Raw genomic sequence first — 23,561 nt, forward strand, 5'->3', positions numbered from 1 at the left:
CCTCATTCCTCGACGATGACGGCGTTCGTATACACGTCCTGCACGTCGTCGAGGTTCTCGAGCGCGTCGAGGAGCTTCTGCATCTTCACCGCGTCGTCGCCGGTGAATTCGACTTCGTTCTGCGGCTTCATCGTCACTTCGGCGAGCTCGGCCTTGAAGCCGCCGGCTTCGAGCGCGTCCTTCACCGCCGAGAATGCCTGCCAGTCGCACAGCACTTCGATCGAACCGTCGTCGTTCGTGTTCACGTCGTTCGCGCCGGCTTCGAGCGCGGCTTCCATCAGCGCGTCTTCCGACGTGCCCGGTGCGAACAGGAACTGGCCGACGTGATCGAACATGAACGCGACCGAGCCGTCGGTGCCCATGTTGCCGCCGAACTTCGAGAACGCATGGCGGACTTCCGCGACCGTGCGGGTGCGGTTGTCGGTCAGCGTGTCGACGATGATCGCCGCGCCGCTGATGCCGTAGCCTTCGTAGCGGATTTCCTCGTAGTTCGCGCCATCCGCGCCGCCGACGCCGCGATCGATCGCGCGCTTGACGTTGTCCTTCGGCATGTTCGCGTCGGCCGCCTTGTCGACCGCCAGACGCAGGCGCGGGTTCGAGTTGACGTCACCGCCGCCGAGGCGCGCCGCGACCTGGATTTCCTTGATCAGGCGGGTCCAGATCTTGCCGCGCTTCGCGTCGGCCGCTGCCTTCTTATGCTTGATGTTGGCCCATTTCGAATGACCAGCCATACCTTTCTCCGTGCCCGGGCGCACAGCGCGGGCGATTGTTTCAGTGTGTCGTTGAATCGGCGGCCGTGTCGGCGGGCATGAAGCCGCGGGGCCGCGCGTGTCGAGTGGATCGAGATTTTATCACGCGGCGACCGCCGGATCGGGGCCGCCGCGCATGGCCGGACGGCCAGGAGGGCCGCCGCGGGCCGGGCCGCGCGCCGCGCGGCCGTACCGGGGCTCAGTTCTTGGTGCCGAACAGGCGGTCGCCCGCGTCGCCGAGGCCCGGCACGATGTACGCATGCTCGTTCAGGTGCGAATCGAGCGACGCGACGAACAGCTTCACGTCCGGGTGCGCGTCCTGGAACACCTGCACGCCTTCGGGCGCGGCGACCAGCGCGACGAACATGATGTTCGCGGCCGGCACGTTGCGGCGCTTCAGCACGTCGACCGCGTGCACGGCCGAGTAGCCGGTCGCGACCATCGGGTCGCACAGGATGAAGATGCGGTCTTCCAGATCCGGCAGGCGCACCAGGTATTCGACCGGGCGATGGTCGTCGGCGCGGTACACGCCGATGTGGCCGACGCGGGCGGACGGGACCAGGTCGAGCAGGCCGTCCGACATCCCGATGCCCGCGCGCAGCACCGGCACGATCGCCAGCTTCTTGCCCGCGATCACCGGCGCGTCCACCTCGACGAGCGGGGTTTCGACCCGCTTGGTCGTGATCGGCAGGTTGCGGGTGATCTCATAGCCCATCAGCAGCGTGATTTCGCGCAGCAGCTCGCGGAACGTGCGCGTGGACGTGTCCTTGTCGCGCATGTGCGTGAGCTTGTGCTGGATCAGCGGGTGATCGGTGATGAAGAGATTCGGGAAACGGCTGTCCTGTTTCATGACGGGGGCGCCTTGGCGGCAAAAGAGGATCGGGGGCGGTGGCGGACGCAAGCCGGCCGCGCGCTTATGCCCGCAATTTTACCAAGGCGCGCCGCATGATCCGGATAATATCGACGTCTCACGACAATCCGCGCGCCCGTGCCCGCCCGATTGCCCGCCTGACCCGTCCGGGGTCCGTGCGCCGGCGTGATCGGGCCGAGCCGGCGCGTGTCGCCACCAAGGAATCGACGATGGATCTCGGCATCGAAGGAAAGACCGCGCTGGTGTGCGCGGCAAGCAAGGGGCTCGGTCGCGGCTGCGCGGAAGCGCTGGCCGCCGAGGGCGTGAACCTCGTGATCGTCGCGCGCACGCGCGCCACGCTGGAGGAAACCGCGGAGGAGATCCGCGCCGGCGCGAACGTGTCGGTGACCGCGGTCGCCTGCGACATCACGACGCCGGACGGGCGCGCGGCCGCGCTCGCCGCGTGCCCGCAGCCGGACATTCTCGTGACGAATGCCGGCGGCCCGCCGCCCGGCGACTTCCGCGACTTCTCGCACGACGACTGGATCCGCGCGCTCGAAGCGAACATGCTGACGCCGATCGAGTTGATCCGCGCGACCGTCGACGGGATGATCGCGCGCGGCTTCGGCCGGATCGTCAACATCACGAGCTCGGCCGTGAAGGCGCCGATCGACGTGCTCGCGCTGTCGAACGGCGCGCGCTCGGGGCTGACCGGCTTCGTCGCGGGGCTGTCGCGCAAGGTCGCGGGGCAGGGCGTGACGATCAACAACCTGCTGCCGGGCCTGTTCGACACCGACCGGATCGCGACCACGCTCGCCGCGTCGGCGAAGGCGCAGGGTGTGAGCGTCGACGAGATGCGCGCGCGGCGCACGAAGGACATCCCGGCCGGCCGCCTCGGCACCCGTGCGGAATTCGGCGCGGCGTGTGCGTTCCTGTGCAGCGTGCACGCCGGCTACATCACCGGGCAGAACTGGCTGCTCGACGGCGGCTCGTATCCGGGCACGTTCTGACGCGCGCACCGCCTTTCACGACAACCACCTGACACGAAGGATCTGGAGATGAGCAAACCCCGCATCGCATTGATTGCGCACGACGCGAAGAAGGACGAGATCGTCGCGCTCGCGGGCGAATTCCGCACGACGCTCGCGCAATGCCGGCTGGTGGCGACCGGCACGACGGGCGGCCGCATCGCGGACGCGCACGGGCTCGAGGTCGAGCGCAAGCTGTCGGGGCCGCTCGGCGGCGACCTGCAGATCGGTGCGGAACTGGCCGACGGCCGCATCGACATCGTCGTGTTCCTGCGCGACCCGATGACCGCGCAGCCGCACGACCCCGACATCACCGCGCTCGTGCGTGCCTGCGACGTGCACGACGTACCGGTCGCGACCAACGTCGCCACCGCGCGGATGCTGCTCGACGATCTGGCGCGCAACATGCAGGACGTCTGCTGAGGGCGGCCCGCGCCCGATTGCCCCTGCTGACGGCAGGGCCATGCACGGATGGCCGCGGCGCGCGAGAATCGTGCGTCGCGACGCGCGCCTGCCGCCCGGTACCCGCATGAGGCCGGGCTCCGCGGATCGGCGACCCGGATTTTTCCCTGACCGAATCAGAAACGAGGAGCGAAACGATGCCGAAAGCAATCCGATACGACCAGCCGGGCGGCCCGGACGTGATGAAGTGGGTCGATGTCGAGGTCGGCGAACCGAAGGCAGGTGAAGTCCGCATCCGGCAGCACGCGGTCGGTCTCAACTACATCGACGTCTATTTCCGCACCGGCCTTTATCCGCAAGCGCTGCCCGGCGGTCTCGGGATGGAGGCGGCGGGCGAGGTGACGGCCGTCGGCGAAGGCGTGACGACGTTCAAGGCGGGCGACCGCGTCGCGTACGTCGGGCAGCCGCCGGGCGCCTACGCGCAGGAACGCGTGATGCCGGCCGAGCGGCTCGTGAAGCTGCCGGACGGCATCAGCTACGACGACGCGGCGTCGGTGATGCTGCAGGGCCTGACCGCGCACTACCTGCTGCGCCGCACGTATCCGGTGAAGGCCGGCGACACGATCCTGATCCACGCGGCGGCCGGCGGTGTCGGCCTCCTGGTGTGCCAGTGGGCGAAGGCGCTCGGCGCGACCGTGATCGGGACGGTCGGCTCCGACGAGAAGGCCGCACTCGCGAAGGCGCACGGCTGCGACCATCCGGTCGTCTACACGCGCGAGAACTTCACGCAGCGCGTGAAGGAGATCACGAACGGCGCAGGCGTGCCGGTCGTCTACGACTCGATCGGCAAGGACACTTACATCGGCTCGCTCGATAGCCTTGCGCCGCTCGGCTATTTCGTCAGCTTCGGCAACGCGTCGGGCCCGCTGCCGCCGATCGACTCGAAGGAATTCTCGTCGCGCGGCTCGCTGTTCTTTACGCGCCCCACGCTGTTCTCGTACATCGCGAAGCGCGCCGATCTCGAAGCCGCGGCCGCCGAGCTGTTCGACGTGATCCTGTCGGGCAAGGTGAAGACGAGCATCAACCAGCGCTACCCGCTCGCGGAAGTCGGCCGCGCGCATGAAGATCTCGAAGCGCGCAAGACCACCGGCTCGACGATCCTCGTTCCCTGACCTGTCTCCCCGTGCCGGCGCGATGCCGGCACGCGCTTGTCCGGGCGGCGCCACGGCGCCGTCCGCCCCGCCTCCCGCCATCCTCCACCCAAATTCCACGTTTACGCGTTTTTTATACGCGCCCCGATACCTTTGACCCGTCCTTTACGTGCGTTCCCATAAGGTTCTAGTCGTCTGATTTCGACGATGGAGAACAGAAAAATGGATGGGGTATTTATCGGCGCACTGGTGCTCTTCACCGCGCTGATCCTCGGTTTGATTGCCGGTTGCGACAAGCTCGTGCAATACGGTCGCGGGGGGCGAGCATGACCTGGATGCTTTGGCTGGCGGGCGCCTCGACGGCCCTGCTGTTCGCGTATCTCGTCTTTGCGCTGCTGCGCGCGGAGGACATCGAATGAACGCGAACAATCTCTTTCAGACGCTGCTCTTCATCGTCGTGCTGCTGGCGGCGGCCGTTCCGGTCGCGCGCTATCTGTCCGCGGTGATGGACGGCAGTTCGCGCGTTGTGCGCGTGTTCGGGCCGCTCGAGCGCGCGCTGTACCGCATCGCGGGCGTCGACGCCGGCAGCGAGATGAACTGGAAGCAGTACGCGGTCGCGACGATCGCGTTCAACGCGCTCGGCGCGCTGTTCCTCTACGGCCTGCTGCGCCTGCAGGGCTTCCTGCCCGGCAACCCGCAGCAGTTCGGTGCGATGACGGTCGACGGCGCGTTCAACACGGCCGTCAGCTTCGTCACCAACACGAACTGGCAGGACTACACGCCCGAGCAGACCGTCAGCTACCTGACGCAGATGCTCGGCCTGACCGTGCAGAACTTCCTGTCGGCGGCAACCGGCATCGTCGTCGTGATCGCGCTGATCCGCGGTTTCGCACGTCATACCGCGCAGACCATCGGGAACTTCTGGGTCGACCTCACGCGCGTGACGATGTACGTGCTCGTGCCGATGTCGATGATCCTCGCCGCGCTGCTGATGAGCCAGGGCGTGATCCAGAACATGAAGTCGTACCAGGACGTGCCGGTGCTGCAGGCGAGCACCTACGCCGCGCCGAAGCTCGACGCGCAGGGCAATCCGGTGAAGGACGACAAGGGCAACCCGGTGACGGTGCCGACCCCGCTCACGAAACAGACGCTCGCGATGGGCCCGGTGGCGTCGCAGGAAGCGATCAAGATGCTCGGCACCAACGGTGGCGGCTTCTTCAACGCGAACTCCGCGCACCCGTACGAAAACCCGACGCCGTTCGCGAACTTCCTGCAGATCTTCGCGATCCTGATCATCCCGGCCGCGCTGTGCCTCGTGTTCGGCCGCATGATCGGCGACCGCCGGCAGGGCATCGCCGTGCTCGCGGCGATGACGGTCGCGTTCGTGATCGCGATCGGCTTCGAGGTGAGCGCCGAGCAGGCCGGCAACCCGACGCTCGCCGCGCTGCACGTCGACCAGTCGACGAGCGCGCTGCAGCCGGGCGGCAACATGGAAGGCAAGGAAACGCGCTTCGGTATCGCGCAGACCGGCATCTTCACGGTCGCGACCACGGCCGCGTCGTGCGGCGCCGTCGACACGATGCACGATTCGCTGACGCCGCTCGGCGGCCTCGTGCCGATGCTGTTGATGCAGCTCGGTGAAGTGATCTACGGCGGGGTCGGCTCGGGTCTCTACGGGATGCTCGTGTTCGCGCTGCTCGCGGTGTTCGTCGCCGGCCTGATGATTGGCCGCACGCCGGAATACGTCGGCAAGAAGATCGAGTCGTACGAGATGAAGATGGTGTCGATCGTCGTGCTGCTCACGCCGCTGCTGGTGCTGGTCGGCACGTCGATCGCCGTGCTCGCCGACGCGGGCAAGGCCGGCATCGCGAATCCGGGGCCGCACGGCTTCTCGGAAATCCTGTACGCGTTCAGCTCGGCCGCCAACAACAACGGCAGCGCGTTCGCGGGCCTGACGGTCGGCACGCCGTTCTACAACTGGACGACCGCGATCGCGATGTGGTTCGGCCGCTTCGGCACGATCGTGCCGGTGCTGGCGATCGCCGGCTCGCTCGCCGCGAAGAAGCGCATCGCGGCGACGAGCGGCACGCTGCCGACGCACGGTCCGCTGTTCGTCGTGCTGCTGCTCGGCACCGTGCTGCTGGTGGGCGCGCTGACCTACGTGCCGGCGCTCGCGCTCGGCCCGGGCGTCGAGCACCTGATGATGTGGCTGGGCGCGTGATGCGCGCCCATATGGCGACACATTGAAAAGACTGAAGAGATTGAAGAGATCGCAATGACTCAACATTCCGCAACACGGTCCATGTTCGATCCGGCGCTGCTGCGCCCGGCGATCGTGGACTCGTTCAAGAAACTCACGCCGCGCACGCAGTTCCGCAACCCGGTGATGTTCTGCGTGTACGTCGGCAGCATCCTGACCACGATCCTGTGGATCGCGGCGCTCGCCGGCCAGGCCGAGGCGCCCGCGGGCTTCATCCTCGCGATCGCGCTGTGGCTGTGGTTCACCGTGCTGTTCGCGAACTTCGCCGAAGCGCTCGCCGAAGGGCGCTCGAAGGCGCAGGCCGCGTCGCTGCGCAGCGCGAAGAAAGACGTGATGGCGAAGAAGCTCAACGAGCCGCATCCGAAGTCGCCGATCCGCATCACGACCGCGACCGAGCTGCGTAAAGGCGACGTCGTGCTGGTCGAGGCCGGCGACGTGATCCCGGCCGACGGCGAGGTGGTCGATGGCGTCGCGTCGGTCGACGAGTCGGCGATCACCGGCGAATCCGCGCCGGTGATCCGCGAATCGGGCGGCGACTTCTCGTCGGTCACGGGCGGCACGCGCGTGCTGTCGGACTGGATCGTCGTCAAGGTCACCGCGAACCCGGGCGAGGCGTTCCTCGACCGGATGATCGCGATGGTCGAAGGCGCGAAGCGCAAGAAGACGCCGAACGAGATCGCGCTGACGATCCTGCTCGTCGCGCTGACGATCGTGATGCTGCTCGCCACCGCCACGCTGCTGCCGTTCTCGATGTTCTCGGTCGAAGCGATGAAGGCCGGCCACGTGGTGACGATCACCGCGCTCGTCGCGCTGCTCGTCTGCCTGATCCCGACGACGATCGGCGGCCTGCTGTCCGCGATCGGCGTGGCCGGGATGAGCCGGATGATGCAGGCCAACGTGATCGCGACGTCGGGCCGCGCGGTGGAAGCCGCCGGTGACGTGGACGTGCTGCTGCTCGACAAGACCGGCACGATCACGCTCGGCAACCGCCAGGCGTCGACGTTCGTGCCGGCGCCGGGCGTGACCGAGGAAGCGCTGGCCGATGCCGCGCAACTGTCGTCGCTCGCCGACGAAACGCCGGAAGGCCGCAGCATCGTCGTGCTCGCGAAGGAGCGCTTCAACATTCGCCAGCGCGACATGGGGCAACTGCACGCGACGTTCATCGGCTTCTCCGCGCAGACGCGGATGAGCGGCGTCGACCTGCCGTGCCGTGAAATCCGCAAGGGTGCGGCCGACGCGATCCGCAACTACGTCGAGACGCATGGCAGCCGCTTCCCGGAAGAAGTGCGCCGTGCGGTCGACGAAGTCGCGCGCCGCGGCAGCACGCCGCTCGTCGTGGCCGACCTGCATGAAGGGGCGGCCCGCGTGCTCGGCGTGATCGAGCTGAAGGACATCGTGAAGGGCGGCATCAAGGAGCGCTTCGCGGAACTGCGCAAGATGGGCATCAAGACCGTGATGGTGACGGGCGACAACCGGCTGACGGCCGCGGCGATCGCGGCGGAAGCTGGCGTCGACGACTTCCTCGCGGAAGCGACGCCGGAAACCAAGCTCGCGACGATCCGCGAGCACCAGGCGGCAGGGCGCCTCGTCGCGATGACGGGCGACGGCACCAACGACGCGCCGGCGCTCGCGCAGGCCGACGTCGCCGTGGCGATGAACACCGGCACGCAGGCGGCGAAGGAAGCCGGCAACATGGTCGACCTCGACTCGAACCCGACGAAGCTGATCGAGATCGTCGAGATCGGCAAGCAGATGCTGATGACGCGCGGTTCGTTGACGACGTTCTCGATCGCGAACGACATCGCGAAGTACTTCGCGATCATCCCGGCCGCGTTCGTGACGACCTACCCGCAGCTGCGCGTGCTCGACATCATGCACCTGACGTCGCCGGCGTCGGCGATCCTGTCGGCGGTGATCTTCAACGCGCTGATCATCGTCGCGCTGATTCCGCTGGCGCTGAAGGGCGTCACGTACCGGCCGCTCGGCGCGGCGTCGCTCCTGCGCCGCAACCTGCTGGTGTACGGCCTCGGCGGCGTGCTGCTGCCGTTCCCGTTCATCAAGCTGATCGACATGACGCTCGCTGCACTCGGCTGGGCCTGAGCCGGCCGTATTTGAAGGAAACATCATGAAAACGTTGATTCGTCCGCTCGTCGTGCTCTTTGTCGTCCTGACTGCCGTGACGGGGCTCGCCTACCCGGCCGTGATGACCGTGTTCGGCCAGGCCGTGTTCCCGTCGCAGGCGAACGGCAGCCTGATCGAGAAGGACGGCAAGGCGGTCGGCTCCTCGCTGATCGGCCAGCCGTTCGATGCGCCGAAGTACTTCTGGGGCCGCCTGTCGGCCACGACGCCGATGCCGTACAACGCGACCGGCTCCGGCGGCTCGAACCTCGGCCCGCTGAACCCGTCGCTTGCCGACCAGGTGAAGGGGCGCATCGCCGCGCTGCGCGACGCGGGCACCGACATGTCGAAGCCCGTGCCGGTCGACCTCGTGACGGCGTCGGCCAGCGGCCTCGATCCGGAAATCACGCCGGCCGCCGCCGCGTACCAGGTCGAGCGCGTCGCGAAGGCACGCAACCTGGCGCCCGACGCGGTCGCGCAGCTCGTCGCCGCGAACACGAAGGGCCGCCAGTTCGGCGTGTTCGGCGAACCGCGCGTGAACGTGTTGCAGCTGAACCTCGCGCTCGACGCGGCGCAGGCTGCGCACTGATCGCGCGTCCGGGTTTCCGGCGGCAACCGGCGTCCGGCGCGGTCCGATCCGCGCCGGACGCGTCTTTTCCCGACGGCGCATGCGCCGTCTTTGCCTTTTGCGGCGATTTGGAACAACAATGCTCGTACTCGCGCGCATCCGGGCGCTCCGCCTTTCTGACGCATGAATCGTCCCGATCCAGACCAACTCCTCGACAAGCTGCAGCGTGACGAAGAAAAACAGCGGCGCGGCCAGCTCAAGATCTTCTTCGGCGCATCGGCCGGTGTCGGCAAGACCTACGCGATGCTGCAGGCCGCGCGCCAGCGCCTGCAGGAAGGCGTCGACGTCGTCGTCGGCATCGTCGAGACCCACGGGCGCAGCGAGACCGCCGCGCTGCTCGACGGCCTCGACGTGCTGCCGCTCGCGCGCATCGAGTATCGCGGCCGCACGCTCGCCGAATTCGATCTCGACGGCGCGCTCGCGCGTGAGCCGCAACTGATCCTCGTCGACGAACTCGCCCACTCGAACGTGCAGGGCGCGCGGCACCTGAAGCGCTGGCAGGATGTGTACGAGCTGCTCGACGCGGGCATCGACGTCTACACGACCGTCAACGTCCAGCACCTCGAAAGCCTGAACGACGTGGTCGGCGCGATCACCGGCATCCGCGTGTGGGAGACGGTGCCCGACCGCGTGTTCGACGCGGCCGACGAAGTCACGCTCGTCGACCTGCCGGCCGAGGAGCTGCTCGAGCGGATGCGCGACGGCAAGGTCTATCTCGCGCAGCAGGCCGAGCGTGCGGTGCGCAATTTCTTCCGCAAGGGCAACCTGATCGCGCTGCGCGAACTGGCGCTGCGGCGTACGGCCGATCGCGTCGACGCGCAGATGCGCGAGTATCGCGCCGACCGCTCGATCCAGCGCATCTGGCAGGCCCGCGAGCGGCTGCTCGTGTGCGTTGGGCCGGGCCCCGAGGCGCCGACGCTCGTGCGGGCGGCCGCACGGCTCGCCGCGAGCCTGAAGGCCGACTGGATCGCCGTCTATGTCGAGACGCCGCGCCTGCAGCGGCTGCCCGATGCGCGACGGCAGCGCACGCTCGATGCGCTGAAGCTCGCGGCCGAGCTCGGCGCGGAGACGGCGACGCTCGCCGGCGCCGACGCGGTTGCCGCGCTGATCGGCTATGCGAAGGTGCGCAACGTGTCGAAGATCGTCGCGGGCGGCTCGCCGAAGGTCGGGCTCGTGCGCCGCTTCGTGCGGCCGTTCGGCGAGAAGCTTGCCGAGCGCGCGGGCGACGTCGACCTGATGCTGATCCGGGCGTCCGCGAGCGACGAGGCGCGCGCGGCACCGCTGGACGCAGGTGCGCGCGACTGGCGTGACGCGTTCGCGCAGTTCGGCACGCACCGTTCGCCGCCGCGGCACTACGTGTATGCGGCCGCGATCTGCGCGGCGATCACGGTCGTCGCGAGCCTCGTGTCCGAGCGGCTCGACCTCACGAACCTCGTGATGCTGTACCTGCTCGGCGTCGTGTTTTCGGCCGTGCGGCTCGGGCGCGGACCGGGCGTGCTGCAGTCGTTCCTGTCGGTGGCCGCGTTCGATTACTTCTTCGTGCCGCCGCGCATGTCGTTCTCGGTCAGCGACACGCAATACCTGCTGACCTTCTTCGGGATGCTGCTGACGTCGCTCGTGATCAGCCACCTGACGTCGACGCTGACGCGCCAGGCGAGCGTCGCGCAGCGCCGCGAGCGCCGCACCGGCGCGATCTACGCGATGGCGCGCGAGCTGGGCGCGGCGCTGACGACCGAGCAGATCGTCGAGATCGGCAGCCGTCACGTGGGCGAGGTGTTCCGCGCGCGCGTCGCGTTCCTGCTGCCCGACAGTGCGGACAAGGTGCGGCAGAAGATCGAGGAGCCCGATGCGGCCGTCACGCTGACGGGCGCCGATCTCGACAGCGACGTCGGCCAGTGGGTGTACGACCAGCAGAAGCCGGCCGGCCGCGGCACCGATACGTTGCCCGCGACGGCCGCGCTGTACCTGCCGCTGAAGGCGCCGATGCGTACGCGCGGCGTGCTCGCGGTCGCGTCGCGCGAGCCGCGCGAACTCGAGGTGCCGGAGCAGCAGCGGATGCTCGACGCGTTCGCCGCGCAGATCGCGCTCGCGCTCGAACGCGTGCACTACGTCGAGATCGCGCGCGACGCGCTCGTCAACATGGAGTCCGAGCGGCTGCGCAACTCGCTGTTGTCGGCGATCTCGCACGACCTGCGCACGCCGCTCACGACGATCGTCGGCTTCTCGTCGATGCTCGCGAACGGGCGCGCGGCCGCGCAGGGCGGCGACGCCGCGGCGGCCGAACGCTTTGCGCAGCGCGAGGGCGAACTCGTCGATGCGATCCACGACGAGGCGCTGCGGATGACGGGCATCGTCACGAACCTGCTCGACATGGCGCGGCTGCAGGCCGGCAGCCTGCAGTTGAAGCGCCAGTGGTCGCTGCTCGAGGAAACCGTCGGCGCCGCGCTCGCCGCCTGCAAGCGCGTGCTTGCGCGCCATCCGGCGCGCGTCGTGCTGCCGGCCGACCTGCCGCTCCTGCAGATGGACGCGGTGCTGATGGAGCGCCTGTTCACCAACCTGTTCGAGAACGCGGCGAAGTACACGCCGGCCGATACGCCGCTCGACATCGGCGCCGAGCGCGTGACCGACGACGGGCTGCCGTTCGTGCGCGTGCTCGTCGACGATTACGGTCCCGGCCTGCCGGCCGGGATGGAAACGCGGATTTTCGACAAGTTCACGCGCGGCGAGAAGGAATCGGCGACGCCGGGCATCGGCCTCGGCCTCGCGATCTGCCGCGCGATCGTCGAGGCGCACGGCGGTAAAATCGGCGCGTTCAACCGTACGGCACCCGACGGCCACGTGACGGGCGCGCGTTTCTGGTTCACGCTGCCGGTCGAGACACCGCCGGCCGCGCCTGCCGTACCCGACGACGAACCCGAAGTGCCGGGCGCGTCGTCCCCATCCGAATCATTGCCAGATCATGAGTGAACCCAGCCTGACCGTCGTCCTGATCGAGGACGAAAAGCAGATCCGCCGTTTCGTGCGCGCCGCGCTCGAGGAGGAGGACATCGCGGTGTTCGAGGCCGAGACGGGCAAGCAGGGGCTGATCGACGCGGCGACGCGCAAGCCCGATCTCGTGATCGTCGACCTCGGCCTGCCCGATACCGACGGCCTCGACGTGATCCGGGAGTTGCGCGGCTGGTCCGAGGTGCCGGTGATCGTGCTGTCCGCGCGCACGCAGGAAGAAGAGAAGGTCGCTGCGCTCGATGCGGGCGCCGACGATTACCTGACCAAGCCGTTCGGCGTGTCCGAACTGCGCGCGCGGATCCGTGCGCAACTGCGCCGGCGCAACCAGGGCGGCGCGAACGAGTCGCCGAAGGTGACCTTCGGCACCGTGACCGTCGATCTCGCGCTGCGCCAGGTGTGGCGCGACAACGAGATCGTGCATCTGACGCCGCTCGAATACCGGCTGCTCGCGACGCTCGTGCGGCACGCGGGACGCGTGCTCACGCACCGCCAGCTGCTGCGCGACGTGTGGGGGCCGTCGCACGTCGAAAGCCACCACTATCTGCGCATCTACATGGCGCACCTGCGCCAGAAGCTCGAGCGCGACCCGGCGCAGCCCGAGTACATCGTGACCGAGACGGGCGTCGGCTACCGGCTGGTCGGCGCCGCATGACGCACGGAGCCGGGGCGCAGCGGCGCCCGTGCGCGTGACGTCGCGTGCCGGCAGGGTTGCGCCGGCGCGACAGTCTCGCGGCCGGCGCGCGCGTTGCACACCCGGCGCTCATTCCCCGTTATCCTGACCGTTCCGCGAACGAAAACGAGGAGCGTGCAATGTCCGTCCGTCTGGTCGTCATCTGTGCGCTGGCGCTTGCCGCGTCTGGCGCGTTCGCCCAACCGCTGCCGCCCGGGCAGCAACCGTCGTCGCAGCAGCAGGCGATGGCCAATCCCGCGTCGGTCAATTGCGCCAAGCTCGGCGGCCGTCACACGACCCGCAACCTGTCGAGCGGGCAGGTCGGCATGTGCGTGTTCAAGGATGGCCGCGTGTGCGAGGAGTGGGCGCTGTACCGCGACGACCGCTGCGTCGCCGCCGTCACGCCGAAGCGCGTGTCGAACTGACCGGGCGCGGCGCGATCGCGCCCCTGATCGGCCGCGGCCGCGCGCCGTGTCCGTAAGCATCTTGTTATACTCGGCGCCGCCCGGGGACGACCCCGGGTCATTCGCTTCAACGGGGACGGCCCCATCCGATACGGAGTACGTCGAGATGGCGTGGGTATTGTTGTTCATTGCCGGTTTGCTGGAAGTGGCCTGGGCGGCCGGCATGAAATCGTCGGACGGCTTCACGAAGCTCGGCCCGTCGGTGTTTACGATCGTGACGGCGCTGGCCAGCTTCGGGCTGCTCGCGGTCGCGATGCGCCAGTTGCCGCTCGGCACCGCGTACGCGGTGTGGACGGGCATCGGTGCGGTTGGTGCGTTCGTGTTCGGCATCGTGATGATGGGCGAGGCGCTGAGCGTCGCGCGCGTCGCGAGCGCCGTGCTGATCGTCGCGGGGCTGATCGGCCTGAAGCTGTCGTCGGCTGCGTAACAATGGCACCCGGGCGCACATACCCGGTTGCCGCACCGCGGAATTGCGCCGGCCGTGCGCCTGGCCTGTCTATAATGGAACGCATTCGGGCCTGAATACCGTCGTGCTTCTCGCGGCACGCGGTGCCGGTCGCCACGCGCCGCGCGGCCGGTCTGTCCGACCCGATCCGATCAATCGGCAAAGCGCACGGAAAGTGCAAGGAGAGGGCCATGATCGAAGCCATTTCGCTCGGCGCGGGGCTCGCGTGGGCGAGCGGCCTGCGCCTGTACCTGACCGTGCTGATCGCCGGCGTGCTGGCGCGGTTCGGCTGGCTCCACCTGCCCGACACGCTGGCTGTCCTGATGTCGCCGTGGGTCATCGGCGCGGCGGCCGTGCTCACCGTCACCGAATTCCTTGCCGACAAGATCCCCGCGTTCGACTCGCTGTGGGATGCCGTGCACACCTTCATCCGCATTCCGGCCGGCGCCGTGCTCGCAGCCGGCGCGCTCGGCCATGCCGATCCGACCGTGCTCGCGGTCGCGGGGCTCGCCGGCGGCTCGCTCGCCGGTGCCGCGCACGTGGCGAAGGCCGGCACGCGCGCGATGATCAATCTGTCGCCGGAACCGATTTCGAACTGGATCGCGTCGTCGACCGAGGACGGCCTCGTGGTCGGTGGGCTCGCGCTCGCGTTCTTCGTTCCGCTCGCGTTCCTCGTGCTGCTTGCCGCCTTCATCGCGGCGTCCGCGTGGGCGCTCCCGCGCCTGTGGCGCGGTGTCTCGGGCGGCTTTCGCGGCATGGCGAACCACATGGTGTCGCGGCTCAACTCGATCGGGGGGAAGCGCGATTGAAGGGGCGGCAACACGCGGCGCAGCCGCCGGCCGGGCAACCCGGCCATGAGGTGAACGCGCATGCCGGCCGTTTCGGCCTGCGCGACCTGATCCACCAGGCCGCCCGCATGACCGCCCGCGACTGGCGCGCGGGCGAGCTGACGCTGCTCGTCCTTGCATTGGTGCTCGCGGTCGCGGCGCTGACGAGCGTCGGCTTCCTCGCCGACCGGTTGCGCCAGGGGCTCGAGCGCGACGCGCGCCAGATGCTCGGCGCCGATTTCGTCGTGCGGGCCGATCGTCCCGTCGATCCGTCGTTCGACCAGCAGGCCCGCGCGCTCGGCCTGCGTACCGCGACGACCGCCATCTTCCCGAGCATGATCGCGTCCGCCGTGGGCGGGCAGGCAACCGACGCGGCGCCGTCGCGCCTCGCGGCCGTGAAGGCCGTGTCGCCCGGGTATCCGTTGCGCGGCGCGGTCGAGATCCTGCCGGCCGGCGCGGCCACCGCGCAGAAGGCGGCTGCGATTCCCGCGCCCGGCACCGTATGGGCCGATCCGGCGCTGCTCGATGCGCTGCACCTGAAGGCGGGCGATACGGTGCGCGTCGGGCTGCGTACGTTCAAGGTCGCCGCGTCGATCTCCCGCGAGCTGGATCGCGGGTTTTCCTTCGTCAATTTCTCGCCGCGGCTGATGATGCGCGCGGACGAACTGGCCGCGACGGGTCTCACCGGCTATGGCAGCCGTGTCACGTACCGGCTGCTGGTTGCCGGCGACCAACAGGCCGTCGCGCGTTTCGAGGCGTATGCGCACGCACGTGTCGACGGCGGGAAGCTGCGCGGCGTCGGTCTCGAGTCGTTGCAGGAAGGCCAGCCGCAGGTGCGGCAGACGCTGGATCGCGCACGCCACTTCCTGACGCTCGTCGCGTTGCTCACCGCGCTGCTCGCGGCGGTCGCGATCGCGATGGCCGCGCAACGCTACATGCGGCGCCACCTCGACGGCTGCGCGACGATGCGCTGCCTCGGCGTGAGCCGCCGTACGCTCGGCGCGCTGTTCGCACTCGAATTCGTGGGCATCGGGATCGTGTCCGGCGCCGCAGGCGCGGTGCTCGGCTATGGTGGCCACTGGGCGTTGCTGGCCGCGCTCGGCGGCCTGATCGACGTGGTGCTGCCGCCCCCCACGCTGTGGCCGGCGCTGATCGGCATGGGCGCCGCGCTCGTGTTGCTGCTCGGTTTCGCGCTGCCGCCGCTCGTGCCGCTCACACGCGTGCCGCCGGTGCGCGTGCTGCGGCGCGAGTGGGGCGACGCGTCGCGCACGGCGTGGGCCGCGTATGCGGTCGGCGTCGTGCTGTTCGCGGGGCTGCTGATCGTGGCCGCCGGCAACCTGAAACTCGGGCTGATCGTCGCGGGCGGTTTCGCCGGCGCGCTGGTCGGTTTCGCGCTGATCGCGCGGCTCGTGCTGTTCGCCGCCGCGCGCGCGGTGCGCAACGCCCGCGTGGCCGCGGGCGTCGGCTGGCGTTACGCGCTCGCGTCGCTGCACCGGCGCGGCACGGCGAGCGCGCTGCAGATCACCGCGCTCGCGCTCGGCCTGATGTGCCTGCTGCTGATCGCGATCACGCGCAACGACCTCGTCGCGGGCTGGCAGCAGTCGACGCCACCCGATGCGCCGAACCAGTTCCTGATCGACATCCAGCCCGACCAGCGCGCCGACGTCGCGGCTTATCTGGCCGCGCACGGCGTGCGCGACGCGGTGCCCGAGCCGATGGTGCGCGGCCGCCTCGTCGCGATCAACGGCAAGCCGGTGAATCCGGACGCCTACCCGTCCGAGGAGGCGCGCCGGCTCGTCGACCGTGAGTTCAACCTGTCCTATACGACCCGGTTGCCGTCCGACAACCGGATCGTCGAAGGCGACTGGTTCGGCACCGCGGCGACGCCGCAGATCTCGATCGAGGCCGGCCTCGCGAAGACGCTGAACGTGAAGCCGGGCGACGTGCTGCGCTTCGACGTGACGGGGCTGACGGTCGATGCGCCGATCACGAGCGTGCGCAAGCTCGACTGGGGTTCGTTCCGCGTCAATTTCTTCGTGCTGATGCCGCCGCCGGTGTTGAAGGATTTCCCGGCCGTATACCTGACGAGCTTCCATTTGCCGGCGTCGAATGCCGCGCTGCTCGATCCGCTGATCGCGCGCTATCCGAACCTGACCGCCATCGACGTCGCGCCGATTCTCGCGCAGTTGCAGCGGATGATGCTGCAGGTGGTCGGCGCGGTGCAGTTCCTGTTCATGTTCACGCTCGCGGCCGGCGTGCTCGTGCTGTACACGGCGCTCGCCGGCACGCGCGACGAGCGGGTGCGCGAGGCGGCGCTGCTGCGCGCGCTCGGCGCGTCGCGCGCGCAGGTCAACGCGGTGCAGCGCGCGGAATTCGTCGTGGTCGGCGCACTGGCCGGTGCGCTGGCGTCGGCGGGCGCGATCGCGGTCGGCTGGGTGCTCGCGTCACGTGTGTTCGACTTCCAGCTCGCCGTCGATCCGTGGCTCGTGCCGGCCGGCATCGCGGCCGGCGTCGCGTGCGCCGGTGCGGCCGGCTGGCTGAGCCTGCATAATGTGCTGCGGCGCCCCGCGCTGCAGTCGCTGCGCGACGCATGAGCGTCGCCGGCGGCCCCGAAGATCCTGTTTTCCGACTATCCGTATGACCGATGTGAATGACGATGCGCCGTCGCAGCCGACGGCGTTCGAGCTCGTGGGCGGTGAAGCCCGCGTGCGCGAAATGGTGGACCGCTTTTACGACCTGATGGATCTCGAGCCCGAGTTCGCGCAGATTCGCGCGCTGCACCCGGATTCGCTCGACGGTTCGCGCGACAAGTTTTTCTGGTTCCTGTGCGGGTGGCTCGGCGGCCCCGACCACTACATCAGCCGGTTCGGCCATCCGCGGCTGCGCGCGCGGCACCTGCCGTTCCCGATCGCGTCGGTCGAGCGCGACCAGTGGCTGCGTTGCATGGCGTGGGCGATGGAGGACATCGGGCTGCCCGAGCCGCTGCGCGAGCGGCTCATGCATTCGTTCTACGACACGGCCGACTGGATGCGCAACCGGCCCGGTTGATCGACCGGTACGCCGCCGCCCGCGCGCGGGGCGATCTGCGTCTGGGCGCGTGCGCCGCGCGGCGCGACACTGGCCGCTTCCCCCCATCGATACGAGGCTCGCCCGATGACGACACAAGCGCTGTTTCGCGAAGACGCGTACCTCACGCAATGCGACGCGGTCGTCCTGGCCGTCGGCGACGACGGCATCCGGCTCGACCGCACCGTGTTCTATCCGCTCGGCGGCGGCCAGGCCGGCGACACCGGCACGCTGACGCTGCCCGACGGCAGCACGATCGCGATCGCCGATACGCGCAAGGCCCGGTTCAACGGCGCGACGCCCGACGACGCCGTGCATGTGCCCGCACCGGGGCAGGAGGCGAGCGTCGCGGCGCTCGAGCCCGGTATGCGCGTGGTCGCGGAGATCGACTGGCTGCGCCGCTATCGCCACATGCGGCTGCATACCGCGGCGCACCTGATGTGCGCGGTGCTGCCGTACGCGGTCGACGGTTGCAGCGTGACGGCCGACTACGTGCGGCTGGATTTCGCGACGTCCGACGCGATCGACCGCGACGACGTCGAGCGGCGCCTCGCCGGCCTGGTGGGCGGCGCGCACCCGGTTACGACCGAATGGATCACCGACGACGAGATGGCCGCACGGCCGGACCTCGTGCGCACGATGAGCGTGAAGCCGCCGACGGGCCTCGGCCGTGTGCGGCTGCTGCGCATCGAGCAGGTCGACCTGCAGCCGTGCGGCGGCACGCACGTGCGCAATACGTCCGAAATCGGCGAGCTGCGGGTCGCGAAACTGGAAAAGAAGAGCGCGCGCACCCGGCGCCTCGTACTGGAGTTTGCATGACGATGGACACCCCCCACGCGGGCGCGGCGGCGCTCGATCCGCAAGCGCGGGAGATTCTCGATTTCTGGTTCGGCGAGCCGGGCTCGGCCGAATTCGGGCAGAACCGCAAGGTCTGGTTCAACGGCGGCGCGGCGTTCGACGACGTGCTGCGCACGCGCTACGATGCGTTGCTCGACGCCGCGTGCGACGGCGCATGCGATCACTGGGCAAGCTCGCCGTCGGGGGCGCTGGCGTTGATCGTCGTGCTCGACCAGTTCTCCCGCAATATCCATCGCGGCACGCCACGCGCGTTTGCCGCCGATCCGAAGGCGCTCGCGCTCGCGCGCCGCGTCGTCGCGGCCGGCTGGGACGCCCAGTTGCCGAGCGGGCATCACCGCGCGTTTGCGTATCTGCCGTTCGAGCACGACGAGTCGGTCGAGAGCCAGCGTGAGGCCGTGCGCCTGTGCGCGGGCATTCGCGACGAAGCAGGGTGCGAGAGCTATCACCGCTTCGCGTTGCTGCACGCGGCCGTCGTCGAGCGCTTCGGCCGCTTTCCACACCGGAACGCGATTCTCGGTCGGGTATCGAGCGATGAAGAGACGGCGTTTCTTCGCGAGCCTGGTTCGTCGTTCTGACGATTCGGGAGCGGCGTGACGCGGGAAGAGGGGCGGCCCGTGGAGTCACGCGGGCACGGTGGCGGCAGGGCACGCCGGTCGGCGGCGCGCATTTCCCGATGGCCGATCGCTGCTCGGGCGGTGGCGCTCACCACTCCACGCCAGGTACGAGGGCAAGCATGGCGGCGCGGCCGCCGTGCCGCCCCGCATTACTCAACGTGCTGTTCAGGCGTGCGCACGTACACGCGCAGCAGTTCCTCGTTGTCGCCCGGGCGGGCGCCCGTCCAGAACAGTTTCCATTCGTCGCCGGGCGCCGGATCGACGGCCCGCACGCCCTGGACGATCATCCAGGTGCAGCGCGTCGTCTTCGCGTCGGCGATCGGCGTGTGCTGGATGCCGGAGAAGTAGTACAGCATCGGCGCTTCCGATTCGCCGAGCCCGTGCAGGCTCGCCATGCAGTCGCCGTCGTTCCATTCGAGCGCGAGATGCGCGTTCAGGTCGTCGAACACCGAGCGGTAGCTCTTCGCGACGTCGAGCCACGGCAGCAGCAGCGTGTAGATGAGCCCCCATGCAACGAGTGCGCCGGCGCCCCACGACAGCACGCCGCGCCAGACGCCCGTCGTACGCAGCTTCGGCAGCAGCGTCAGCCAGCCGACCGTCAGCGCGAGCGCACCGATCACGAGCGCGGGTTCGATCGGCATCGTCCAGTCGAGCGGCAGCCAGCGGCCGAGCAGCGTCAGATCCTTGCGCGACGCGGCCGGATCGGCCATCACCGCCCAGATGGCCCAGGCGAGCGCGGCGGCCGTGCCGAACAGGATGCGGCTGAGGTAGTCCCACGCGAGATGCAGCTGGCGCGGCAGGCGGTCGATCGCCTGTGCGGCGACCAGCGCGAGCGGCGCGAAGAACGGCAGGATGTAGAGCTGGCGCGACGTCGCGGACACTTGCAGCACGACGAGCCCGATGACCGTGAACATTACCGGCAGCGCGATGCGCGGCGTGCGCCAGTCGCGCCATGCACCCCGCGCGAGCGCGACGATCGCGAGCGGCGCGACCGGGAAGCCGACGAGCAGGAACGCACGCAGGATGAAGAACGGCTTGTCGTTTTCCGCGCCCAGTTCGGGGACGGAGAAACCGAAGAAGCGGCCGACGTTGTTATCCCAGAACCACGTCATGAACAGCGTCTCGGAGCGCAGGAACAGCGCGGTCGGCCAGACGAGCGCGAACGGCGCGAACACCAGTGCGGCGACGCCGAGCGAGCGCGCGAACGCGCGGGTGCGGCAGGCCGGATAGAGCACCATCGCGCCGACGAGCGTCGCGGCAAACACGAGCGGCACGAACAGCCCCTTCGTCATCAGCGCGATGCCGACGCCCGCGCCGAAGATCGGCGCGGCCCAGCGGCCCGACGGCCGGACCGGCAGCCCGTGCCGCATCTGCTGCGCGCGCGCGACGTGCTGCATCACGAGTTCGAGCAGCCCGCAGAACGCGATTGCCGTGCCGGCGAACAGCGCGACGTCGGTCATCATGTCGTGCACGTGCTTGATGACCACGAGTGTGCCGGCGCTCAGCACGACGGGACCGATCACGCGCAGGTCGAACCAGGAATCCGCGCGGCTGGCGACGCGCGCCGCGCGCGCGATGAAGCCGAATGCCAGTGCGGCGAACAGCGCGCTCGCGAGCCGGGCCGCGTCGTGCAGCGGCATCACGCGTTGCAGCAGCCAGGCGAGGCTGGTCGCGACCCACGCGTAGAGCGGCGGCTTTTCCATGAACGGCAGGCCGGCATTGGTCGGCACGACGAAGTCGCCGGTCTCGAGCATGTGCTGGATGATGCCGAACGTGTAGGTTTCGTCCTGCTTCCACGGATCGTGGCCGAGTACGCCCGGCAGCGTATATGCGCAGATCAGCGCGGCGACGAACAGCCACGCGCGCCAGCCGAGCAGGCGCGAGCGTTCGCGCGTCGTGCTGGTGGCGGCGCTCGAGGCGACGACGGGCGTGCCGGCGGCGTCGAGCGTTGCGGTGAGATCGGCGTCGGCGGTCGAATGGGTGTACTGGGCCGGAGCGGGCACAGACGTGCGTCGCCGGCTGGGCGCTGCGGTTCCAGGCATGGAAGGAATCTCGGGTCGAGTCGAGCGGATCCGGCGACGTGGGCAGGACCGATTGGGGCCATATCAAAGGCCAACGGACGGGTGTTTATGACACCTGTCTGAATGTCCGCTAGTAGACCACGGAATTGTTACGGTGGATTACCGTTCGTGTCACGAAATTGTGGAGATTTGTGGTGTCGTGACGACGGGTGGCTTCGGACGGCGGTTTTTGATGCGCCGCAGTGCGGAATTACCGGCCGCCGCCGACGTCGAGCAGGGCGCCCGTCGTGTAGGACGCCGCGTCGCCGAGCAGCCAGACGATCGCTTCGGCGATCTCCCGCGCTTCGCCCGCGCGGCCGAGCGGCGTCGTGGCGCCGAGGCGGGCCGCACGGCCGGGCTGGCCGCCGCTCGCGTGAATGTCGGTCTCGATCAGGCCGGGACGGACCGCGTTGACGCGCACGCCGTACGGGCCGAGTTCCTTCGCGAGACCGATCGTCAGCGAGTCGACCGCGCCTTTCGACCCCGCATAGTCGACGTACTCGTTCGGCGAGCCGAGCCGGGAGGCGATCGACGAGACGTTGACGATCGCGCCACCGCGGCCGCCGCGGTCGGTGGCGAGCCGGCGCGCGGCCTCGCGCGCACACAGATACGCGCCGAGCACGTTGGTGTCGAACATCCGCCGCAGCCGGTCGGCCGGCATGTCGGCGAGCGGCATCGACGGCGCGACGATGCCCGCGTTGTTGACGAGCGCGTCGAGGCGGCCGAATGCGGCCGTGACGGTGTCGAACATCGTGATGACGTCGGCTTCGTTCGCGACGTCGCCCGCGACCACGCACGCGCGGCCGCCCGCGTCGCGGACGGCCTGCGCGGTGAGTTCGGCCGCCGCCGCGTCGCGCGCGTAGTTGATGCCGACGTCCCAGCCGCGCTCGGCCGCGAGCACGGCGGTCGCGCGGCCGATGCCGCGGCTCGCGCCGGTGATGAGAACGGCCTTGCGATCGGACGATGCGGTCATCGCGTGCGGGTCCCGATGACGGTTACTTGGCCGCGTCGGGCGCCCACTTGTCGCGAGCGGGCGGCTGGTAGCGGCGCAGCCGCTCGATCAGCGCGACGGGTTCCGACTCGACGCACAGTGCGTCGAAATAGGCCGGCCGCATGAAGCCCTCGTCGACCGTATGACGCAGCAGCGCAATCAGCGGATCGTAGAACGAATCGATGTTGTAGACCGCGACGGGCTTGCGGTGATAGCCGAGCTGCGCCCACGTGTAGACCTCGAAGAGCTCCTCGAGCGTGCCGGCGCCGCCGGGCATCGCGACGAACGCGTCGGAGAGATCGGCCATCATTTTCTTGCGGTGGTGCATGTCGGGCACGACGTGCAGTTCCGACAGCCCCGTATGGCCGACTTCCTTGTCGACGAGCAGTTCAGGGATCACGCCGACCGCACGGCCGCCGGCCGCCATCACTTCGTCGGCGATCACGCCCATCAGGCCGACCCGGCCGCCGCCGTAGACGAGCGTGAGGCCCGCATCGACGAGCGCGCGGCCGAATGCGCGCGCGGCGTCGGCATAGACGGGCCGCACGCCGGACGACGAGCCGCAGTAAACACAAACAGCCTTCATTGCTTGGAGTCCTTGGCGGGTGCCTGCCCGGTGACGACGGGGCTGTCGGCGGGCCGCGGCGAACCGTCGCGCGGCGGCAGGTAGTCGGTGAACTGGCGCTTCGGCAGCTTGCCGGAGACCAGGTCGTCGAACAGCTGGCGCGAACGGCCGCGCAGGTACGGTGCCATCACGGAGATCACGTGCATGCTGACCTGGTGCAGTTCCTCGCGGATCGCGTCCTGGTCGTTGTATTTGCGCGGATGCATCACGTACTGATACGACAGCCAGTACGTCGAAATGACGGCCATGTTGGTGGCGATGACCTCGATCTCGGCGGGCGTCGCGACCATCTCGGCGTCGGACACGAGCAGCTCGCACATGTCGCGCGCGAAGCGCACCTTGTGGCTGATGATCTGCTTGAAGTGCGTCTCGAGCGTGCGGTTGCGGGCGAGCAGGTCGTTGAGGTCGCGATACAGGAACCGGTAGGTCCACATGAAATCGGCCATGTACTGCAGGTACGACCAGGTTTCGTCGATCGTCGGACGGTGATCTTCGGGAAAGCGCAGCCGCCGTTCGATCTGCTGCTCGAACTGCGCGAAGATGCTGTTGATGATGTCGTCCTTGTTGCGGAAATGGTAGTACAGGTTGCCTGGACTGATTTCCATTTCCTCGGCGATCGTCGTGGTCGTGACGTTCGGCTCGCCGATCTCGTTGAAGAGTTTCAACGACAACTCGAGAATCCGTTCGCGGGTGCGGCGGGGAGGTTTCGCTTCCATGTCGTCCGGCCCTGTGTGTGCCGGACTGGCGGG

23 protein-coding genes are annotated in these 23,561 nt (G+C 69.1%); 17 read left to right on the forward strand and 6 right to left on the reverse strand.

All coding sequences use genetic code 11. The features are described 5' to 3' along the window. Positions 1-2 precede the first annotated feature (2 nt). Positions 3-731 carry a YebC/PmpR family DNA-binding transcriptional regulator gene (locus tag CFB34_RS28710; protein WP_089440690.1) on the reverse strand — a complete coding sequence of 243 codons (729 nt, stop codon included), beginning with the start codon at positions 729-731 and terminating at the stop codon, positions 3-5. Positions 732-948: 217 nt separating this feature from the next. Next, entirely contained in the window at positions 949-1,599 is a 651-nt protein-coding gene (gene upp / locus CFB34_RS28715; protein WP_011352740.1) for a uracil phosphoribosyltransferase, read from the reverse strand. A gap of 230 nt (positions 1,600-1,829) precedes the next feature. Between upp and CFB34_RS28720 the strand changes: the two genes are divergently transcribed. The 17 genes from CFB34_RS28720 to CFB34_RS28795 all read left to right on the forward strand — a co-directional run bounded on the left by CFB34_RS28720 (position 1,830) and on the right by CFB34_RS28795 (position 19,097). Then, on the forward strand, positions 1,830-2,609 hold the full coding sequence (locus CFB34_RS28720) for an SDR family oxidoreductase (protein WP_089440689.1): 780 nt from the start codon (positions 1,830-1,832) through the stop codon (positions 2,607-2,609). A gap of 48 nt (positions 2,610-2,657) precedes the next feature. Next, positions 2,658-3,050 (forward strand): methylglyoxal synthase, encoded by a 393-nt coding sequence (locus CFB34_RS28725; protein ID WP_043188929.1) that lies wholly within the window; start codon positions 2,658-2,660, stop codon positions 3,048-3,050. A gap of 176 nt (positions 3,051-3,226) precedes the next feature. Next, on the forward strand, positions 3,227-4,201 hold the full coding sequence (locus CFB34_RS28730) for a quinone oxidoreductase (protein ID WP_089440688.1): 975 nt from the start codon (positions 3,227-3,229) through the stop codon (positions 4,199-4,201). Between the two features lie 186 nt (positions 4,202-4,387). Next, positions 4,388-4,510 (forward strand): hypothetical protein, encoded by a 123-nt coding sequence (locus tag CFB34_RS39100; RefSeq protein WP_256093628.1) that lies wholly within the window; start codon positions 4,388-4,390, stop codon positions 4,508-4,510. Then, entirely contained in the window at positions 4,507-4,599 is a 93-nt protein-coding gene (gene kdpF / locus CFB34_RS28735; protein ID WP_006752209.1) for a K(+)-transporting ATPase subunit F, read from the forward strand. The genes CFB34_RS39100 and kdpF overlap by 4 nt, the downstream gene beginning before the upstream one ends. Next, the gene (kdpA, locus tag CFB34_RS28740; RefSeq protein ID WP_089440687.1) at positions 4,596-6,401 is read left to right on the forward strand and encodes a potassium-transporting ATPase subunit KdpA; all 1,806 of its coding nucleotides are present in this window, start codon (positions 4,596-4,598) and stop codon (positions 6,399-6,401) included. Before kdpF ends, kdpA begins: the two co-directional genes overlap by 4 nt. A gap of 54 nt (positions 6,402-6,455) precedes the next feature. After that, the gene (gene kdpB / locus CFB34_RS28745; RefSeq protein ID WP_089440686.1) at positions 6,456-8,540 is read left to right on the forward strand and encodes a potassium-transporting ATPase subunit KdpB; all 2,085 of its coding nucleotides are present in this window, start codon (positions 6,456-6,458) and stop codon (positions 8,538-8,540) included. 25 nt (positions 8,541-8,565) lie between these two features. After that, entirely contained in the window at positions 8,566-9,147 is a 582-nt protein-coding gene (gene kdpC, locus CFB34_RS28750; protein ID WP_089440685.1) for a potassium-transporting ATPase subunit KdpC, read from the forward strand. Positions 9,148-9,309: 162 nt separating this feature from the next. Beyond that, positions 9,310-12,153: a DUF4118 domain-containing protein gene (locus CFB34_RS28755; protein ID WP_089440684.1), complete on the forward strand. Its 2,844-nt coding sequence runs from the start codon at positions 9,310-9,312 to the stop codon at positions 12,151-12,153. After that, on the forward strand, positions 12,146-12,844 hold the full coding sequence (gene kdpE / locus CFB34_RS28760) for a two-component system response regulator KdpE (protein ID WP_039370506.1): 699 nt from the start codon (positions 12,146-12,148) through the stop codon (positions 12,842-12,844). Before CFB34_RS28755 ends, kdpE begins: the two co-directional genes overlap by 8 nt. Before the next feature lie 158 nt (positions 12,845-13,002). Next, positions 13,003-13,287: a DUF333 domain-containing protein gene (locus CFB34_RS28765; protein WP_089440683.1), complete on the forward strand. Its 285-nt coding sequence runs from the start codon at positions 13,003-13,005 to the stop codon at positions 13,285-13,287. A gap of 145 nt (positions 13,288-13,432) precedes the next feature. Next, entirely contained in the window at positions 13,433-13,753 is a 321-nt protein-coding gene (gene sugE / locus CFB34_RS28770) for a quaternary ammonium compound efflux SMR transporter SugE (RefSeq protein WP_071334771.1), read from the forward strand. A 209-nt stretch (positions 13,754-13,962) separates the two neighbouring features. Next, a complete protein-coding gene (locus tag CFB34_RS28775) occupies positions 13,963-14,580 on the forward strand; it encodes a DUF4126 domain-containing protein (RefSeq protein ID WP_089440682.1) in 618 nt (205 codons plus the stop codon). After that, entirely contained in the window at positions 14,577-17,192 is a 2,616-nt protein-coding gene (locus tag CFB34_RS28780) for an FtsX-like permease family protein (protein ID WP_179243650.1), read from the forward strand. The genes CFB34_RS28775 and CFB34_RS28780 overlap by 4 nt, the downstream gene beginning before the upstream one ends. Positions 17,193-17,235: 43 nt before the next feature. Next, a complete protein-coding gene (locus CFB34_RS28785) occupies positions 17,236-17,646 on the forward strand; it encodes a group II truncated hemoglobin (RefSeq protein WP_069248490.1) in 411 nt (136 codons plus the stop codon). 105 nt (positions 17,647-17,751) lie between these two features. After that, positions 17,752-18,483 (forward strand): alanyl-tRNA editing protein, encoded by a 732-nt coding sequence (locus CFB34_RS28790; RefSeq protein WP_089440680.1) that lies wholly within the window; start codon positions 17,752-17,754, stop codon positions 18,481-18,483. Next, on the forward strand, positions 18,480-19,097 hold the full coding sequence (locus CFB34_RS28795) for a DUF924 family protein (RefSeq protein ID WP_089440679.1): 618 nt from the start codon (positions 18,480-18,482) through the stop codon (positions 19,095-19,097). The genes CFB34_RS28790 and CFB34_RS28795 overlap by 4 nt, the downstream gene beginning before the upstream one ends. Before the next feature lie 188 nt (positions 19,098-19,285). Here the strand turns inward: CFB34_RS28795 and CFB34_RS28800 are convergent, their stop codons facing one another. The 4 genes from CFB34_RS28800 to CFB34_RS28815 form a co-directional block, all read right to left on the reverse strand. After that, complete coding sequence (locus CFB34_RS28800; protein ID WP_089440678.1) at positions 19,286-21,178, reverse strand: glycosyl transferase; 1,893 nt, start codon at positions 21,176-21,178, stop codon at positions 19,286-19,288. A 229-nt stretch (positions 21,179-21,407) separates the two neighbouring features. Further along, positions 21,408-22,169 (reverse strand): SDR family oxidoreductase, encoded by a 762-nt coding sequence (locus CFB34_RS28805; RefSeq protein WP_089440677.1) that lies wholly within the window; start codon positions 22,167-22,169, stop codon positions 21,408-21,410. A gap of 22 nt (positions 22,170-22,191) precedes the next feature. Continuing rightward, a complete protein-coding gene (locus CFB34_RS28810; RefSeq protein ID WP_089440676.1) occupies positions 22,192-22,773 on the reverse strand; it encodes a TIGR00730 family Rossman fold protein in 582 nt (193 codons plus the stop codon). After that, complete coding sequence (locus CFB34_RS28815; RefSeq protein ID WP_021161119.1) at positions 22,770-23,528, reverse strand: TetR/AcrR family transcriptional regulator; 759 nt, start codon at positions 23,526-23,528, stop codon at positions 22,770-22,772. Before CFB34_RS28815 ends, CFB34_RS28810 begins: the two co-directional genes overlap by 4 nt. Positions 23,529-23,561: the final 33 nt, after the last annotated feature.

Source organism: Burkholderia sp. HI4860, from assembly GCF_002223045.2.
In the GTDB taxonomy this organism is placed as follows: Bacteria; Pseudomonadota; Gammaproteobacteria; order Burkholderiales; family Burkholderiaceae; genus Burkholderia.

Bases quoted from the DNA above. Each gene is read 5' to 3' on its own strand.
- CFB34_RS28710 (WP_089440690.1), bottom strand. From the start codon at position 731: ATGGCTGGTCATTCGAAATGGGCCAACATCAAGCATAAGAAGGCAGCG.
- upp (WP_011352740.1), bottom strand. From the start codon at position 1,599: ATGAAACAGGACAGCCGTTTCCCGAATCTCTTCATCACCGATCACCCG.
- CFB34_RS28720 (WP_089440689.1), top strand. From the start codon at position 1,830: ATGGATCTCGGCATCGAAGGAAAGACCGCGCTGGTGTGCGCGGCAAGC.
- CFB34_RS28725 (WP_043188929.1), top strand. From the start codon at position 2,658: ATGAGCAAACCCCGCATCGCATTGATTGCGCACGACGCGAAGAAGGAC.
- CFB34_RS28730 (WP_089440688.1), top strand. From the start codon at position 3,227: ATGCCGAAAGCAATCCGATACGACCAGCCGGGCGGCCCGGACGTGATG.
- CFB34_RS39100 (WP_256093628.1), top strand. From the start codon at position 4,388: ATGGAGAACAGAAAAATGGATGGGGTATTTATCGGCGCACTGGTGCTC.
- kdpF (WP_006752209.1), top strand. From the start codon at position 4,507: ATGACCTGGATGCTTTGGCTGGCGGGCGCCTCGACGGCCCTGCTGTTC.
- kdpA (WP_089440687.1), top strand. From the start codon at position 4,596: ATGAACGCGAACAATCTCTTTCAGACGCTGCTCTTCATCGTCGTGCTG.
- kdpB (WP_089440686.1), top strand. From the start codon at position 6,456: ATGACTCAACATTCCGCAACACGGTCCATGTTCGATCCGGCGCTGCTG.
- kdpC (WP_089440685.1), top strand. From the start codon at position 8,566: ATGAAAACGTTGATTCGTCCGCTCGTCGTGCTCTTTGTCGTCCTGACT.
- CFB34_RS28755 (WP_089440684.1), top strand. From the start codon at position 9,310: ATGAATCGTCCCGATCCAGACCAACTCCTCGACAAGCTGCAGCGTGAC.
- kdpE (WP_039370506.1), top strand. From the start codon at position 12,146: ATGAGTGAACCCAGCCTGACCGTCGTCCTGATCGAGGACGAAAAGCAG.
- CFB34_RS28765 (WP_089440683.1), top strand. From the start codon at position 13,003: ATGTCCGTCCGTCTGGTCGTCATCTGTGCGCTGGCGCTTGCCGCGTCT.
- sugE (WP_071334771.1), top strand. From the start codon at position 13,433: ATGGCGTGGGTATTGTTGTTCATTGCCGGTTTGCTGGAAGTGGCCTGG.
- CFB34_RS28775 (WP_089440682.1), top strand. From the start codon at position 13,963: ATGATCGAAGCCATTTCGCTCGGCGCGGGGCTCGCGTGGGCGAGCGGC.
- CFB34_RS28785 (WP_069248490.1), top strand. From the start codon at position 17,236: ATGACCGATGTGAATGACGATGCGCCGTCGCAGCCGACGGCGTTCGAG.
- CFB34_RS28790 (WP_089440680.1), top strand. From the start codon at position 17,752: ATGACGACACAAGCGCTGTTTCGCGAAGACGCGTACCTCACGCAATGC.
- CFB34_RS28795 (WP_089440679.1), top strand. From the start codon at position 18,480: ATGACGATGGACACCCCCCACGCGGGCGCGGCGGCGCTCGATCCGCAA.
- CFB34_RS28800 (WP_089440678.1), bottom strand. From the start codon at position 21,178: ATGCCTGGAACCGCAGCGCCCAGCCGGCGACGCACGTCTGTGCCCGCT.
- CFB34_RS28805 (WP_089440677.1), bottom strand. From the start codon at position 22,169: ATGACCGCATCGTCCGATCGCAAGGCCGTTCTCATCACCGGCGCGAGC.
- CFB34_RS28810 (WP_089440676.1), bottom strand. From the start codon at position 22,773: ATGAAGGCTGTTTGTGTTTACTGCGGCTCGTCGTCCGGCGTGCGGCCC.
- CFB34_RS28815 (WP_021161119.1), bottom strand. From the start codon at position 23,528: ATGGAAGCGAAACCTCCCCGCCGCACCCGCGAACGGATTCTCGAGTTG.